The sequence below is a fragment of the Pseudomonas sp. BP11-1-1 genome (assembly GCF_052112105.1).
Taxonomy (GTDB): domain Bacteria; phylum Pseudomonadota; class Gammaproteobacteria; order Pseudomonadales; family Pseudomonadaceae; genus Aquipseudomonas; species Aquipseudomonas alvandae.
In genome coordinates this window covers 83,179-97,945 of the sequence record NZ_JAUTYU010000012.1, presented here as the reverse complement: position 1 = coordinate 97,945, position 14,767 = coordinate 83,179, and the positions used below count along the sequence as shown (strand labels likewise).

General features: G+C 57.9%; 14 protein-coding genes. 6 read left to right on the top strand and 8 right to left on the bottom strand.

Annotated features, from left to right (window positions below):
- Positions 1-35: 35 nt before the first annotated feature.
- From Q7C33_RS21150 to Q7C33_RS21140, 3 genes are all read right to left on the bottom strand, one after another.
- A complete protein-coding gene (locus tag Q7C33_RS21150; protein WP_407684104.1) occupies positions 36-896 on the bottom strand; it encodes an alpha/beta fold hydrolase in 861 nt (286 codons plus the stop codon).
- Positions 897-1,082: 186 nt separating this feature from the next.
- Entirely contained in the window at positions 1,083-2,396 is a 1,314-nt protein-coding gene (locus Q7C33_RS21145; protein ID WP_407684103.1) for an ATP-binding protein, read from the bottom strand.
- Positions 2,393-3,133, bottom strand: a complete 741-nt coding sequence (locus tag Q7C33_RS21140; protein ID WP_030138951.1) for a response regulator — start codon at positions 3,131-3,133, stop codon at positions 2,393-2,395. The genes Q7C33_RS21145 and Q7C33_RS21140 overlap by 4 nt, the downstream gene beginning before the upstream one ends.
- A 244-nt stretch (positions 3,134-3,377) precedes the next feature.
- Between Q7C33_RS21140 and Q7C33_RS21135 the strand changes: the two genes are divergently transcribed.
- From Q7C33_RS21135 to Q7C33_RS21110, 6 genes are all read left to right on the top strand, one after another.
- Positions 3,378-3,644: a DUF2790 domain-containing protein gene (locus Q7C33_RS21135; RefSeq protein WP_407684102.1), complete on the top strand. Its 267-nt coding sequence runs from the start codon at positions 3,378-3,380 to the stop codon at positions 3,642-3,644.
- Positions 3,645-4,233: 589 nt separating this feature from the next.
- Positions 4,234-4,590, top strand: coding sequence for a DUF6124 family protein (locus tag Q7C33_RS21130; protein ID WP_407684101.1), 357 nt, complete (start codon positions 4,234-4,236; stop codon positions 4,588-4,590).
- 280 nt (positions 4,591-4,870) lie between these two features.
- Complete coding sequence (locus tag Q7C33_RS21125; protein WP_407684100.1) at positions 4,871-6,664, top strand: ATP-dependent nuclease; 1,794 nt, start codon at positions 4,871-4,873, stop codon at positions 6,662-6,664.
- A gap of 149 nt (positions 6,665-6,813) precedes the next feature.
- Complete coding sequence (locus Q7C33_RS21120) at positions 6,814-8,172, top strand: DUF4041 domain-containing protein (protein WP_198796100.1); 1,359 nt, start codon at positions 6,814-6,816, stop codon at positions 8,170-8,172.
- Positions 8,173-8,307: 135 nt separating this feature from the next.
- Positions 8,308-8,916, top strand: a complete 609-nt coding sequence (locus tag Q7C33_RS21115) for a hypothetical protein (protein ID WP_198796101.1) — start codon at positions 8,308-8,310, stop codon at positions 8,914-8,916.
- 412 nt (positions 8,917-9,328) lie between these two features.
- Positions 9,329-10,024 carry a DUF1963 domain-containing protein gene (locus Q7C33_RS21110; protein ID WP_407684099.1) on the top strand — a complete coding sequence of 232 codons (696 nt, stop codon included), beginning with the start codon at positions 9,329-9,331 and terminating at the stop codon, positions 10,022-10,024.
- 58 nt (positions 10,025-10,082) lie between these two features.
- Here Q7C33_RS21110 and Q7C33_RS21105 read toward each other — a convergent pair whose 3' ends face one another.
- From Q7C33_RS21105 to fmt, 5 genes are all read right to left on the bottom strand, one after another.
- Entirely contained in the window at positions 10,083-10,316 is a 234-nt protein-coding gene (locus Q7C33_RS21105) for a hypothetical protein (protein ID WP_407684098.1), read from the bottom strand.
- Positions 10,317-10,579: 263 nt separating this feature from the next.
- Positions 10,580-10,891: a tetratricopeptide repeat protein gene (locus Q7C33_RS21100; RefSeq protein WP_407684097.1), complete on the bottom strand. Its 312-nt coding sequence runs from the start codon at positions 10,889-10,891 to the stop codon at positions 10,580-10,582.
- A 175-nt stretch (positions 10,892-11,066) separates the two neighbouring features.
- Positions 11,067-12,440 (bottom strand): Trk system potassium transporter TrkA, encoded by a 1,374-nt coding sequence (gene trkA / locus Q7C33_RS21095; protein WP_030138958.1) that lies wholly within the window; start codon positions 12,438-12,440, stop codon positions 11,067-11,069.
- Positions 12,441-12,464: 24 nt separating this feature from the next.
- Positions 12,465-13,775 (bottom strand): 16S rRNA (cytosine(967)-C(5))-methyltransferase RsmB, encoded by a 1,311-nt coding sequence (gene rsmB / locus Q7C33_RS21090; protein WP_407684096.1) that lies wholly within the window; start codon positions 13,773-13,775, stop codon positions 12,465-12,467.
- Positions 13,772-14,731 carry a methionyl-tRNA formyltransferase gene (gene fmt, locus Q7C33_RS21085; RefSeq protein WP_407684095.1) on the bottom strand — a complete coding sequence of 320 codons (960 nt, stop codon included), beginning with the start codon at positions 14,729-14,731 and terminating at the stop codon, positions 13,772-13,774. The genes rsmB and fmt overlap by 4 nt, the downstream gene beginning before the upstream one ends.
- Positions 14,732-14,767: the final 36 nt, after the last annotated feature.

The following is a 14,767-nucleotide window of genomic DNA, read 5'->3' as shown; positions in this document are numbered from 1 at the left end:
TTCATTGATTAGAGAGGTGACGCCGCAGCGATGGGTTACTTACTCAGGAAATCCAAAAGATCCTGATTGAGGCGGTCCTTGTGGGTGTCGGTCAGGCCGTGCGGGGCGCCCGGGTAGACGATCAACTCGGCGTCCTGCACAAGCTCGGCGGCGGCGTGGGCGGAGGCGTCGATGGGGACGATCTGGTCGTCGTCGCCATGCACGATCAGTGTCGGCACGTCGAACCGGGCCAAGTCGGCACGGAAGTCCGTCGCCGAGAACGCCGCGATGCAGTCATAGGTGTTCTTGTGGCCCGCTTGCATACCCTGCACCCAGAACGAATCGATCAGCCCCTGGGAAACTTTCGCCCCGTCGCGGTTGAAGCCGAAGAACGGGCCCGACGCGATGTCGCGATACAGCTGCGAGCGGTTGTCCAGCGAGGCCTTGCGCAGGCCGTCGAACACCTCGATCGGCAAGCCGCGTGGGTAGTCTTCGGTCTGGAGCATCATCGGCGGAACGGCGCTGATCAGTGCGGCCTTCTTCACCCGATCGGTGCCGTGGCGGCCGATGTAGCGGGTGATTTCGCCACCGCCGGTCGAGAAACCCACCAGGGTGACGTCGTTGAGATCCAGGGTATTGATCACCGTAGCCAGGTCATCGGCGTAGTGATCCATGTCGTTACCTTCCCACGGCTGGCTGGAACGGCCATGGCCGCGGCGGTCGTGGGCGATCACCCGATAGCCTTGGTCCGCCAGGAACAGCATCTGTGATTCCCAGCTATCGGAATTCAGCGGCCAGCCATGGCTGAAGGTGACGACTGGCCCATCCTTCGGACCCCAGTCCTTGTAATAGAGCTGTACGCCATCCGGGGTGGTGATGTAGCAGGCTGCTTGAGCGAGGGAGGACTGGGTATTCATGGCAAGATCTCCTTAGGTCAGGGCTCGCCATTCGGGGGATCCGGTGGCGAGTTGATGGGGAGCATTCTTGCAGCGGCATGTATACCGGAGATGTTCGACACCCGGCCGTTATGCGTTGTTTTGAGTCTGTAGATACGCTGGATACAGTGGCTTACAAATGCATGCCACTGATCCAGCAGTAGCGGCCTACTGATCGACGCCGAAGTCGAGGGTCACGCAAAGCCCGCCGCCGTCGCGGTTGCGCAGGCTCAGCGTTCCACCAATCGCGACGGTCAACTGCTGGGCGATGGCAAGGCCCAGGCCGGTGCCGCCAGAGCTGCGGTTGCGGGAGCTTTCCACCCGATAGAACGGCTTGACCACCTCGACCAGGATCTCCTCGGGAATGCCCGGGCCTCGGTCAAGCACGCTGATGGAAACGCCGCTACTCGCATTGCCGCCGATTTCCACCTCGGCGGTGCCGGCGTACTTCAGCGCGTTGTCCACCAGGTTCACCAGAATACGCCGCAGGGCATGGGGCCTAGTCTCGATGATCGCGCCGTTCTGGCCGCGCAAACTCACCTCGCGGCCGGTGTCCTGGTAATCGCACACCAGGCTGTCGAGAAAAGAATCCAGGCTGATGCGGCAACTGGTTTCCGTCGCACCGTGGACACTGCGCGCATAAGCGACGCCCTCGCGCACCAGATGCTCGATCTCGTTGAGGTCGTTGCCCAGTTTGTCTTTCTCGACCGAGTCGTCCATGAACTCCGCGCGCAGCTTCATGCGCGTGATGGGCGTCTGCAAGTCATGGGAAATCGCCGCCAATAACTGCATGCGCTCTTTCAGGTAAGCGGCAATGCGCGCCTGCATGCTGTTGAAGGCGCGGGCGGCGTAGGCCACTTCCCGTGGACCGGTTTCATCCAACGGCACCGGATGGGCGTTCGGGTCGAGGTTCTCGACCGCCTCGGCCAGGCGACTGAGCGGGCGTATCGCGATGCGCACGGCCAGCCAGGTGCAGCCGATCATCAACAACAACTGACCGAACAGCACAAAGGGCAACCAGGGCGACAACGGCCTGACCGAGGGACGCACATCGATGGTCACCGGGCTGCCGTCAGCCAGTCGCACCTGGGCTTGGAAATGCTGGCGTGGACCCGGGATCTCGACAAAGGTCAGGTCATAGTTGCTGCCCAGCGAGACTTGCAGGGATTGCGCCGCCGTCGCCGCGAGATCGTTGGAGGTGAGCGGAATGCCGGGATCGTGTTCGCGCAGCAAATAATCATAGTTGCGACGCTGCAGGCGTTTGGTCCATGCCAGGCGCTCATCGGCCGGCAGACGGTCGAGGATGGCGATGGATGTCGCGGTATCGTGTTCGAAGTTGCCCAACATCGCCGTCTTGGTGCTTTCGTAGCGTTCGTAGTACTGGGCTGCGAACGTCAGGGCCTGGGCGAGAATCAGACCGATGAGGAACACCAGCCACAGCCGCGAGGCCAGCGTGCGCGGCCATTGCAACGCGAGTTTCATGCCTGCTCCTCAAGCATTTCGACTGCAAAGGTAAAGACGTAGCCTTCATTGCGCACCGTCTTCAAGTAGAGCGGTTCGCGGGCGTCATCCAGCAAGCGCTGGCGCACGCGGCTGACCAGCAGATCAATGGAACGGTCAAAGATGTCCGCGTCACGGCCCTGCGTCAGGTTGAGCAACTGGTCGCGACTGAGCACCCGCTGAGGATGATCAAGAAACACCCGCAGCAGCCGGTACTCGGCGCCGCTCAGCGAGACCAGCGTGTCGTCTTCATCGAGCAGATGGCGGGCGGTGGTGTCGAGGCGCCAGCGGCCGAACTTGAGCATCCGACCGCTTTCGCTGACGACAAAATTCGGCGGCAGCATGCGAGTGCGCCGTAGCACGGCGTTGATGCGCGCCAGCAACTCCCGGGCCGCGAAGGGTTTCGCCAGATAATCGTCGGCGCCCATTTCCAGGCCAATGATGCGGTCGGTCTCGTCGCTGCGAGCCGTCAGCATCAGCACCGGCGTCGCCTTATGCTTGCCGGCGCGCAGTTCCCGGCACAGCAGCAGCCCATCATCCCCCGGCATCATGATGTCGAGCACGATCAGATCCACCTGATTGGCTTCGAGAAAGGCCCGCATCTGCCGACCATCCGCAACCACGGTGGTGCGCAGGCCATTCTTGATCAGGTAATTGCCGACCAGCTCCCTGATTTCCCGATCATCATCCACGATCAAAACGTGATCGACATGTTCCATGCCCTGCTCTCCGAAATGCGCGCATCGATTGCGCAGTGTGACGATGCCGTGTTGCCGGTTGGCGACGCACCGTGCGTTCAGCTTATTCAGCCCAAAATAAGCAAAAAACAGGGGCGATTGTATCGATCTGTATCGCAATTCACCTCAGATACGTACGCATCCAACCACGGCGTTTTTTCGACACAGCCGAGATACGTCATGGGCCTTTAATGAGCGCCATCCAACTCATTGAAGGGAAACGACCATGAACCTGAAAGCCATCGCCACTGCTTGCCTGATCACTGCCCTGAGCGCCGGCGCATTACCCGCCTTGGCCCAGGGCAAAGCAGCGAGCGAAAGCTATTCCTACGGCACTCACCTGGACATCGACAAAGTGATCTCGCTGACGGAAGACAGTGGCCAGACCTGCGGGTTGGTGAATGCGCAGATTACCTACCTTGATTCGATGGGTGAGCGGAAAGCGCTGACGTATCTCAAGCACGGGGCGAGCTGTAACAGTGAAGGCAGCTGAGGGGTGGCTCAGGTGAGTTCGATTTCCCTGGCCGCCGCAAATCCCTTGTGGGAGCGAGCTTGCTCGCGAATACGGTGAGTCAGCTTGCATCAATGTTGAATGTACCAACGCCTTCGCGAGCAAGCCCGCTCCCACACTTGATCAGTGGTGTTCATAAATACCGTGTGCAACACAAAACCCTGTGGGAGCGGGCTTGCTCGCGAAAAAAACGACTCGGTCCTAGCACAGAACACCCCACCCAAATCGCCAAAAATCCTCTCTCCTACAGCCCTCCCCTACACCGTCCATCAAGCTACGCAACCTTGCGCCTTTGCCTACAACTACGCCAGAATCCGCCCGCTTGTGCGCCTTGTCCCGGGGCTCTATTGTCTTCCTGCCACTGCCCATCAGTGGTCGGGTTTAGTAGCCCGGTTCACATCTCGGTTGTACAAGCTCTATCAGTCAGGTATCTGCCTGTTTTGATGGTGGCTGTGTGCATGGCGCCCTCGGGCGCGCCGGGTTTGATGTGATCACCGGTCTACTAACTTGCGCACAGCCGCCACCCTCCGTTTAGTAGCGAAATGGTGCGGCCTCTATGAGGATCACATCAATGTTCAAAATTACCCCGAATCCGCCAGAGGCAGATTCCACCTCCGCAAAATCCAAAGCCGATCAGCAAGACGAAATCACCCAACGGGTGCTCGATCACTACCTGCTACCGAAACCGGATAAACCCAAAGACGACCCCAAACCGGGGCAGCTATTCACCGTTGTGAAAGGCCTCGATAACGAATGTTTGCTTGCCAACCTTACCGAGACGTTGGCTTCGGCTGATGCCATGGTGAGTGATTTGGCGTTTGATTTGGATGGGGCGAGGCGTCATGTGGCGCTGGGGATTCAGCAGCTGATTGAGCTGAGTTCGTTGTTGGCGAATCGGGTGTTGGATAATGTGGAGCCGGGGCGGTAGGTAAAGGTTTGCCAATGGAAAAACCCGGCGTTTTGCGTCGGGTTTTGACTCTTTCATCCGCAGACAGGGGCGAGTGATCTAAAAAATCTTCCAGTCGACAACCTTTTCCCATATTTCTGATAGCCACGCTTCCTAGCGATAGGCCGCAAACACACCGTCATTCTCGACACTCCCCAAACCGTGGTCTAAGGTTGATATCGTTTCGCCACCTTGCTTGCGCCTCACTCCGCAGGGAGAAGCACCTACGGCTAACTCATAAATCGGTCCAAGGAAGAGACTTATGCGGCTTCATAGGCTTTCTATTAAAGGTTTCAAGCGTCTGCACACTGCTGAAATAGAGTTCGGTAATGCGACCTTTCTGATCGGCGCTAACAATGCGGGAAAAAGTTCTGTACTCAAGGCCATTGGATGGCTGTTATCTAATAGCAAACGCATGGATATCGATTGCTTCTGCTCCGAATTAGATGAAGAGACAGGTGAGACGAAAACCACTTGCGATACTGTCGTTCTAGAAGCTGAGTTCAGGAACGTCCCCGAAGCTGGTTCTATGTGGCGAGGCTTCAAAGGACGTATCTTCTCGTATGATCCGAAAGACACCGGAGAGACCGGGAATAGCATTTTTTATCGCAAAACGTATAAGCTACTCGAAGATGTAAAAATCGAATTAAAGACTCTTAAACGAACGATGAAACCTGGATTTGTCGATTTGCAGAAACCCGCCGAGTTCATCGCCGCCGGGGCAACTCCAGAGCTGATCGCCGAGACCTTCTCTGTCTTGGACAAAAAAATATCGGTCGGAGACCGAGATAAGCTCGAACTCATCGACGAGCTGTGGGAAACCAGCGAAGAAGAGGTATGGGCGCTTAATCCAGGCGGCATAGGCGGCGTTGTTCTCTCTAAACTTCCCTCCATCTTGATCATTCCAGCAGAATCTGCATCCCACGAAATCGACCAGAAAAGTGGTGTACTGCAGAAGATACTGCACGAGCTGTTCAAGGATGTACGTGAAAGCTCTGCAAATTATAAAGATGCTCAAGCTTGCCTGAGCCTGCTCGCCAAAGAACTTGATCCAAGTGATGCCGGCTCAGAGTTTGGCAAGATGATGGGGGAGTTGAACACTGTTCTCGGGGGAGTCTTCCCAGAGTCTCGCATTTACGCTGCTGCTGATCTCTCTAGCCCAGATGCGCTGGTTCCCACATTCGCAATTGAAATGTCCAGTAACATCCGTACGAGCGTAGCAAACCAGGGTACAGGCATGGTTCGCGCGGCAGTGTTTGGCCTGCTTCGATTTAGACAACAATGGCTGAAACGACGCGAAGGTAACGATGAGCGCGGACTTATTATCGGCTTTGAGGAACCGGAGATCTATCTGCATCCAAGTGCCGCAAACCAGATGCGGGATCTTATATATGACTTGTCCGACCAAAACTCTCAGATAGTTGCCACCACTCACTCACCCTACCTGATCGACCTTTCTCGCAAACCAAAACAGGTCCTCAATCGCTTTCAATACGAAAAGGGACATACCAGCGTACTGTCTTTTTCGGTATCCGAGAAGTTTGTCAAGCTGCAAGACAACGATAAAGATCAGGTCAAAATGTTCATCAAGCTTGATGATCATGTGTCACGAATATTTTTTACTCGTAGGGTATTGGTTGTCGAAGGCGATACTGAAGAGGTTGTTATTAAAGAGGCAATCCGCAGAATGCCGCCGGAAATGAAATCACTGGTCCTATCAGGGAGCGAAATAGTCAAGGCGAGAGGTAAAGCCTCAATTATCGGCTTGGTTAAATATTTGAGTGCACTCAATGTAGACTTTTTTGTTATTCATGATCGTGACAAAGGCACCGAAGGCGCGGAAAAATTTAACGAGCCGATAAAAATGGCGGTGGGTAACGACAAAAAGCTAGTTCTTTTGGAGGAGTGCATCGAAGACTTCTTGGGTTACCCGGCACCAGGTTCTGAGAAACCTTTCAATGCTTACAAACGAACTCTTGAATGGGGAGAAGGTTGGGACGGCGTTCCAAAACAGCTAAGAGAGTTATTAACCGAGGTCTATTCTCCGTTGATTTAAAAAAGCGACGATTTTATTTAAATGAAATAGATTCGCAATTTTTGGCCAATGAATTACTACGCAGCTGGCCTACATCCTTTGTGCTGTAAAGACGTCTGCGTAGGTTTGGAACCGAACGACCAGTTGATTTAGAAATGAGGAAAAAACCTATGTCCCTTAGCGACTATTGGAAAGGCCCCGCACACCGACTACGCGCGGATGATTTGGAAGCCCAGCTTACGGATCTCCAAAAGCAATATGCGCAGCTCCAGGCGCTCACTACGAAGATCGGCGCCATGGAGGTCTTGGAGGTTCAGAGGCTAATCGAGCAAGAGAAAGAGAAGCTTGCTGCCGTCCGCCAAGAAATTCAGCGAGCTGAGCGGGAGGTGGCTGCGCTAGCGCAACGTTCCTCTGATTTGCAAGATCAGATACTCGTGTGGGAGGAAACGTTACTGTTAGAAAGCTTTGCGCTTTATGAACCCAAATTCAAGCTAATCAGCAGCCAGGAGTACAAGTCCCGACTGGACAGTGTCCGCGAACGTCAAAAAGCGATGATTAAAGGCGGGGAGGCAGCGACCGGGAACATGGACTGGACGGTCAACAACAGCAAGGCCCAAGGTCGGAAGCTCGTGAACGACATGATCAAGTTGGTGATTCGCTCGTTCAACAACGAAGCAGATGTCTGTGTGGACAACGTGAAGTTTGACAACGTCGAACTGGGCGAGAAAAGAATCTTCAAATCGTTCGAAACCTGCAACCGCCTTGGCAAGATTATGAGCGTAGAGATATCGCCCGCTTATCTGCGCCTCAAGCTTGATGAATTGCACCTTGCCCAGGAGTTTCAGATCAAGAAGCAAGAGGAAAAAGAAGAAGCGAAACGCGCCCGAGAAGAGTTGCGGGAACAACAGAAGCTGGAGCAGGAAATTCGCGCAGCCCGGGAGAAGATCGCCAAGGAGCGCAAACACTTTACGACCGCCATGCGTGACCTCCAAGCTCGCCTGAATAAAGCAGAATCTGAAGAAGAGCGCGCCGCCCTGCTGGCGAAGCTAGCCGAGGTCGAAGCGGGCCGAGCCGAACTCGAGAGCGAAGAGAAGCTCATTGACTATCGCGAACAGAATGCCAAAGCCGGCTATGTGTACGTGATCTCCAACCTAGGAGCATTCGGGGAAGGGATTTACAAGATAGGTATGACGCGCCGCTTGGAGCCCATGGATAGGGTTGATGAGCTGGGTGATGCGTCGGTACCGTTTTGGTTTGACGTGCATGCTATGGTCTTTTCAAATAACGCTCCCGCATTGGAAGCAAAACTGCATGAACGCTTTGCCGTAGGTCGCCTCAACAAGGTTAACGGGCGCAAGGAATTCTTCCGCGCGGACATTGCTGAGATTGAGTCGGTCATTCGAGAAAATTACGATTCCGTTGTCGAGGTTACCCACGAAGCACCGGCGGAACAGTATCGCGAAAGCCTGCGCATGGCATTGCCAAAACCCGCAATCCAGCAATCAGAACGACTTGCGGCACAAAGCTGAAATTTGACTTGGGGGAAACGGGACAGACCACGATTATGAGACAGACCGATTACAGGTGAGCCCAATCGTGGTCTGTCCCCGGCTTCCTCTCTGCCCACTAAAATAAACCTGTCCCCTTTTCCCAGAGAGCTGCAAGTGAAAAAGCAAGTCAAGAAGAAGCCGCATTCCCCCGCAAAAATATGGAATGACGTCCAGAGAAAGGTGTTACGCCACGAGCTAGGACACTGGTTGGTGGCCCGAAAACTGGGCTTCGATACTGGTGACATCACCATAAAGATCAGACAGCAGAGCCAAGCTCATCCTCCTGTGCAAGAAGGCGACTCCTGGATCAACCCAGCCCCAGTCATCAAAAACATCGACGACCTTACGCTCTATCTTGAGGATCGGATTTCTGTTCTATACGCAGGATTAGCAGCACAGACGCATGGGCTTGAGCTTGACCCTGTGGAGCTTGGCAGGGTCCAAGAGCAGGATGCCGCAACAGACCTACGAATTATCAGGGAGTTAGTCCCTGTTCTGAGGGGAACACTGCATGGGCCAAGAGTTGATCAAGGAACATTTTCGGATCAGTGCTTAGAAGCTTTGGACCCGATTTGGGAAAAAACTAAAGATCTAATCGCAACGCTGTATCCAAAACTGGACTGGATGGCAGATCAGATGGGGCAGAAGGTGATCAGTTCAAACAAAACTTACGTGTTCACACTGCGCGATCTAGAGGCAATCGAACAGAACTACCCTGAATAGCGAATGAGCGGACACATTTATTTTCCGCAGATTTGCCCCTTCAACAGCACTCGCAATGGGTGCTTGCTCCTGCTTCTCCACCTGCTGCGGGCCAAGCCAGAACCTGACCACCGCACTTCCAAGCCACGTATCCTCGCGCCTTTGCCTACAACTGCATCAGAATCCGCCGGCTTTGCAGCCGTGCCCTCGGGCTCTATCGTTTCCTTCCACTGGCCGAGCCGGTATCGATGACATTCAGGCACGCTAGGTGCCCTCGAAAGTCATTGGCCCGGGAAGTGGGAGGAGGTCCACTCTCTTATCCGTGGAGGACGCTAATGTGGCCTAGCTCGGGCAAAGAAGCGCTGCTATCCACTCTCGTACACCGCCAATCTGCGGCCTTAATACCTATAGTAAAAAGGAGATTTACATCGCCATGGAAATCCAGGAAATCAAGCAACGTCTGGCCCGCCCCGCCGTGAAGCTCATTGCCGGCGGCTTTCGTCCTGCCGGCACCGATGAAGAAAGCTGGCTGGGCAATGTCTTCCTGTTTCGACCGGATGAAGAGGTGCCCACTAATCAGGCGGGGCAACAGTTGCTCCCCTATGCGCAGTTTTACCTGCCCGCCCTGCCCATCAAGAGCCCTCTGCTAGCAGGGGTTCGTGTGCTGACGGTATTCATTTCAAACCCGTTCCCCGAGCACCTTGAGCCGATGGGGAATAATTGGGTCATCCGCGAGTATGGGCCGGATGATGTGTTGGTCCGCAAGTCTCTGTCGGTGGCAGGTACATTCCTCAAACCCTTCCCACTGACGGCGCAAGCGGTGCCGGAGGACTTTCCATTGTGGGATGGCGGTGGTGTCCCGGAAGACCTTGAGCAAGCAATCCTCACGCTGGAGCGCGCGGGCAAGATCCAGAGCTATTACGACTTGGTTACCCACACCTACGAACACAAGATCGGCGGTTACCCCTCGTTCTGCCAGTCGGGTGTTGATCCGGGTGAAGGCTTCGAGTTTGTGTTCCAGATCTCATCGGACTCGAAGATCAATCTGAACGTGGTCGACAGTGGGAGCCTGATGTTCTGGAAGCACAACAAAACTGGGGAGTGGGCGCTTTATTACGACTTTTACTAGGAGTCGGGGGGCAGATTCATTTTCAGGTTCAATCAGCCCCTTTCTTCCCTACACCAACCTACTCAAACCGCCGCCGCCTCATGAACAACCCCATCCCTATCGGCACGGCAAAAACCGACAACAACCCCAGATCAAACCCCAACAAGTGTTTCTGACCGGCCAAAACGCAGCCAACCGCACCCGCGGCCACCATCACCACGCCTAGCCACTTGCGCAGCAGATACGGCTTGAGAAACCGATCGAGGAGAAAGGACAGCGCCAGGGCAATGAGCATTTGGGTAATTTCGGACATGTGTGTTTCCAGTCAGGTCTTGGTGATCAGTGTCGAGAGGGTGCGTTGGGGGCCGATGCTGGAGCGGTGAATGTTTGTCCACTAAGCAGCCAGACAGACCGCGTTGGATGTTTGGGGCTGCTGCGCAGCCCAGCGGGGATAAATCCCCTCGCCACGGGGTTGTGTGTTGGCGGGCGGGCATGTGAATGCGGTGGATTTCTTGTGAGTGCTTCGCACTCAAGCGGGAGCAAGCTCCCTCGCCACAAAAGCAGTTTTGTGTGAAGTCAGGGGTGGCGATCCAGCTTCTTGAGGAACACGGTCATTTCTTTTTCGGCTTGTTTGTCGCCATGGGCTCGGGCGGCTTCCAGGCCTTGTTCCCAGGCTTGGCGGGCTGCGGCGGTGTCGCCTTGGCCTTGGTGGGCCTTGCCTAGGAGTTTCCAGGCGGCTGAGTATTTGGGGTCGAATTCGACGCAGCGTTGGAGGTGTTCGGCGGCGCGGGGGAATTCACCTAGGTCGAGGTAGCCTTTGCCGAGGCCGAAGCGGAGAAGGGGGTTGTCCATGCCCTTGGCGAGCATTTTTTCCAGGGAGTCGAGCATGGGGGCGCTTCCTTGGTGGTGTCAGTGATTGATCTGTTGGCCGTTGGACCGCTTTCGCGAGCAAGCCCGCTCCCACAGGGGATTGGGATTGCTCACGATTTTGTGAGCAATGGAGGTCCTGTGTGGGAGCGAGCTTGCTCGCGATTGGGCCATGACTGCCACCGCACAGCCTGGGTTAGAAAAAGCTCAACCCCACATGAAACAGCTTCTCGACGTCGCGAATGTGCTTTTTGTCCACCAGGAACAGGATCACATGGTCGCCGGTCTGGATCACGGTGTCGTCGTGGGCGATGAGGACTTCTTCGTCGCGGATGATCGCGCCGATGGTGGTGCCGGGCGGTAGGCCGATGTCGCGGATGGCTTTGCCGATGACTTTGCTGGATTTGGCGTCGCCGTGGGCGATGGCTTCGATGGCTTCGGCCGCGCCGCGGCGCAGGGAGTGGACGCTGACGATGTCGCCGCGGCGTACGTGGGCGAGCAAGGTGCCGATGGTTGCCAGTTGCGGGCTGATGGCGATGTCGATGTCGCCGCCCTGGATGAGGTCGACGTAGGCCGGGTTGTTGATGATGGTCATGACCTTTTTCGCGCCCAGGCGCTTGGCCAGCAGCGAGGACATGATGTTGGCTTCGTCGTCGTTGGTCAGGGCCAGGAAGATGTCGGCGTCGGCGATGTTTTCTTCCAGCAGCAGGTCGCGGTCCGAGGCGCTGCCTTGCAGCACCACGGTGCTGTCGAGGGTGTCGGAGAGGTAGCGGCAGCGTGCCGGGTTCATCTCGATGATCTTGACCTGATAGCGGCTTTCGATGGCTTCGGCCAGGCGTTCGCCGATCTGGCCGCCGCCGGCGATGACGATGCGTTTGTAGTTCTCGTCGAGGCGGCGCATTTCGCTCATGACTGCGCGAATGTTCGCCTTGGCGGCGATGAAGAAGACTTCGTCGTCGGCTTCGATCACCGTGTCGCCTTGGGGCAGGATCGGCCGGTCGCGGCGGAAAATCGCGGCGACGCGGGTCTCGACATTGGGCATGTGTTCGCGCAATTGGCGCAGTTGCTGGCCCACCAATGGGCCGCCGTAGTAGGCCTTGACCGCCACCAGTTGCGCCTTGCTCTCGGCAAAGTCGATCACCTGCAGGGCGCCGGGGTGCTCGATCAGGCGCTTGATGTAGTTGGTCACCACCTGCTCGGGGCTGATCAGTACGTCCACCGGGATCGCTTCGTTGTCGAAGAGGTCGGCGCGGGTCAGGTAGGCGGCTTCGCGCACCCGGGCGATCTTGGTCGGGGTGTGGAACAGCGTGTGGGCGACCTGGCAGGCGACCATGTTGGTTTCGTCGCTGTTGGTCACGGCCACGAGCATGTCGGCGTCGTCGGCGCCGGCCTGGCGCAATACCGTCGGCAAGGAACCGCGACCCTGCACGGTGCGGATGTCGAGACGGTCGCCGAGGTCGCGCAGGCGTTCACCATCGGTGTCGACCACGGTGATGTCGTTGGCCTCGCTGGCCAGGTGTTCCGCCAGCGATCCGCCAACCTGCCCTGCACCCAGGATGATGATTTTCATCCATTCACTCCTATCGAATCGGTTTTAACCGCGTGCGGCGGCGATTTTGATCAGCTTGGCGTAATAGAACCCGTCGTGCCCGCCTTCCTGGGCCAGCAACTGGCGGCCATGGGGCTGCTTGAGCCCGGCCTGGGTGGCGATGTCCAGCTCCCGGGCGCCCGGCGTGCGGGCGAGGAAGGCTTCGATCACTTCGGTGTTTTCGGTCGGCAAGGTCGAGCACGTGGCGTAGAGCAGCATGCCGCCCACCTCAAGGGTCGACCACATGGCATCGAGCAGTTCACCTTGCAACACGGCCAGTGCGGCGATGTCGTCCGGCTGGCGGGTGAGCTTGATGTCTGGATGGCGACGGATCACGCCGGTGGCCGAGCACGGCGCGTCGAGGAGGATGCGCTGGAACGGTTGGCCGTCCCACCAGGTCGCGGTGTCGCGGCCATCGGCGGCGATCAGTTGGGCTTCAAGGCCCAGGCGTTCGAGGTTTTCCTTGACCCGCACCAGGCGTTTGGCTTCCAGGTCCACGGCCACGACGCCGGCCAGTTTCGGCTCGGCTTCGAGGATGTGGCAGGTCTTGCCGCCCGGTGCGCAGCAGGCGTCCAGCACTCGTTGGCCGGGCGCCAGCTCCAGCAGGTCGGCGGCCAGTTGCGCGGCTTCGTCCTGGACGCTGATCCAGCCTTCGGCAAAGCCCGGCAATGCGCGCACATCGCCTGGGGTTTCGAGCACGATGCCGTCGCGGCTGTACTGGCACGGGATGGCCGGGATGCCCGCCTCGCCCAGCAACGCCAGGTAGACATCGCGGGTATGGTGGCGACGGTTGACCCGCAGGATCATCGGCGGATGGGCGTTGTTGGCGGCGCAGATGGCTTCCCACTGCTCGGGCCAGAAAGCCTTGAGGGATTTCTGCAACCAGCGCGGATGCGCCGTGCGCACCACCGGGTCGTGTTCCAGTTCGGCCAGCAGGGTTTCGCTTTCCCGCTGGGCGCGGCGCAGCACGGCGTTGAGCAGGGCCTTGGCCCACGGTTTTTTCAGCTTGTCGGCGCAGCCCACGGTTTCGCCGATGGCGGCGTGGGCCGGGACGCGGGTGTAGAGCAGTTGATAGAGGCCCACCAGCAGCAGCGCTTCGACGTCAGCATCGGCGGCCTTGAACGGCTTCTGCAACAGCTTCGCCGCGAGGGCCGAGAGGCGCGGCTGCCAACGGGCAGTGCCGAACGCCAGGTCCTGGGTGAAGCCGCGATCGCGGTCTTCCACCTTGTCCAGTTGGGTCGGCAGGGAGCTGTTCAGCGAGGCTTTGCCGCTGAGGACGGCGGCAAGTGCCTTGGCGGCGGCCAGACGCGGGTTCATGAGGCGTCCGCCGCTTGGCCGAGGACGGTGCCGACGGCGAATTTCTCACGACGGCTGTTGAACAGGTCGCTGAAGTTCAGTGCCTTGCCGCCGGGCAGTTGCAGGCGCGTCAGGCACAGGGCCTGCTCGCCGCAGGCAACGACGAGGCCGTCCTTGCTGGCGCTGAGGATTTCTCCTGGTGCGCCCTTCCCTTCGGCCAAGTTGGCGGCCAAGACTTTCAGGGCTTCGCCGTTCAAGGTGCTGTGGCAGATCGGCCAAGGGTTGAAGGCGCGCACCAGGCGCTCCAGCTCAACGGCCGGGCGGCTCCAGTCGATGCGGGCTTCGTCCTTGTTCAGTTTGTGCGCGTAGGTGGCGAGGCTGTCGTCCTGCACTTCGCCTTCCAGCGTGCCGGCGGCCAGGCCGGCGATGGCCTGGACAACCGCTGGCGGGCCGATCAGCGCGAGGCGATCGTGCAGGCTGCCGCCAGTGTCTTCGGCGCTGATAGGGGTGCTGGCCTTGAGCAGCATCGGCCCGGTGTCCAGGCCGGCTTCCATGCGCATCACGGTCACGCCACTCTCTGCATCGCCCGCTTCCACGGCACGCTGGATCGGCGCGGCACCGCGCCAGCGCGGCAACAACGAGGCGTGGCTGTTGATGCAACCCAGGCGCGGAATATCGAGCACCACTTGCGGCAGGATCAGGCCGTAGGCGACCACCACCATCAAGTCCGGCTTCAGTGCTGCCAGTTCCGCTTGGGCCTGGGCATCGCGCAGGGTCGGCGGTTGCAGGACTGGCAGGCCGTTTTCCAGGGCCAATTGCTTGACCGGGCTGGGCATCAGTTTTTGTCCGCGACCGGCAGGACGGTCTGGCTGGGTGTAGACCGCGACGATTTCATGGGGGCTGGCCAGCAGGGCCTTGAGGTGTTCGGCGGCAAACTCGGGAGTGCCGGCAAAGACGATGCGCAGTGGCTCAGTCATGGAAAACTCTCAATTACAAAGCAGTCGCAAAAAGAA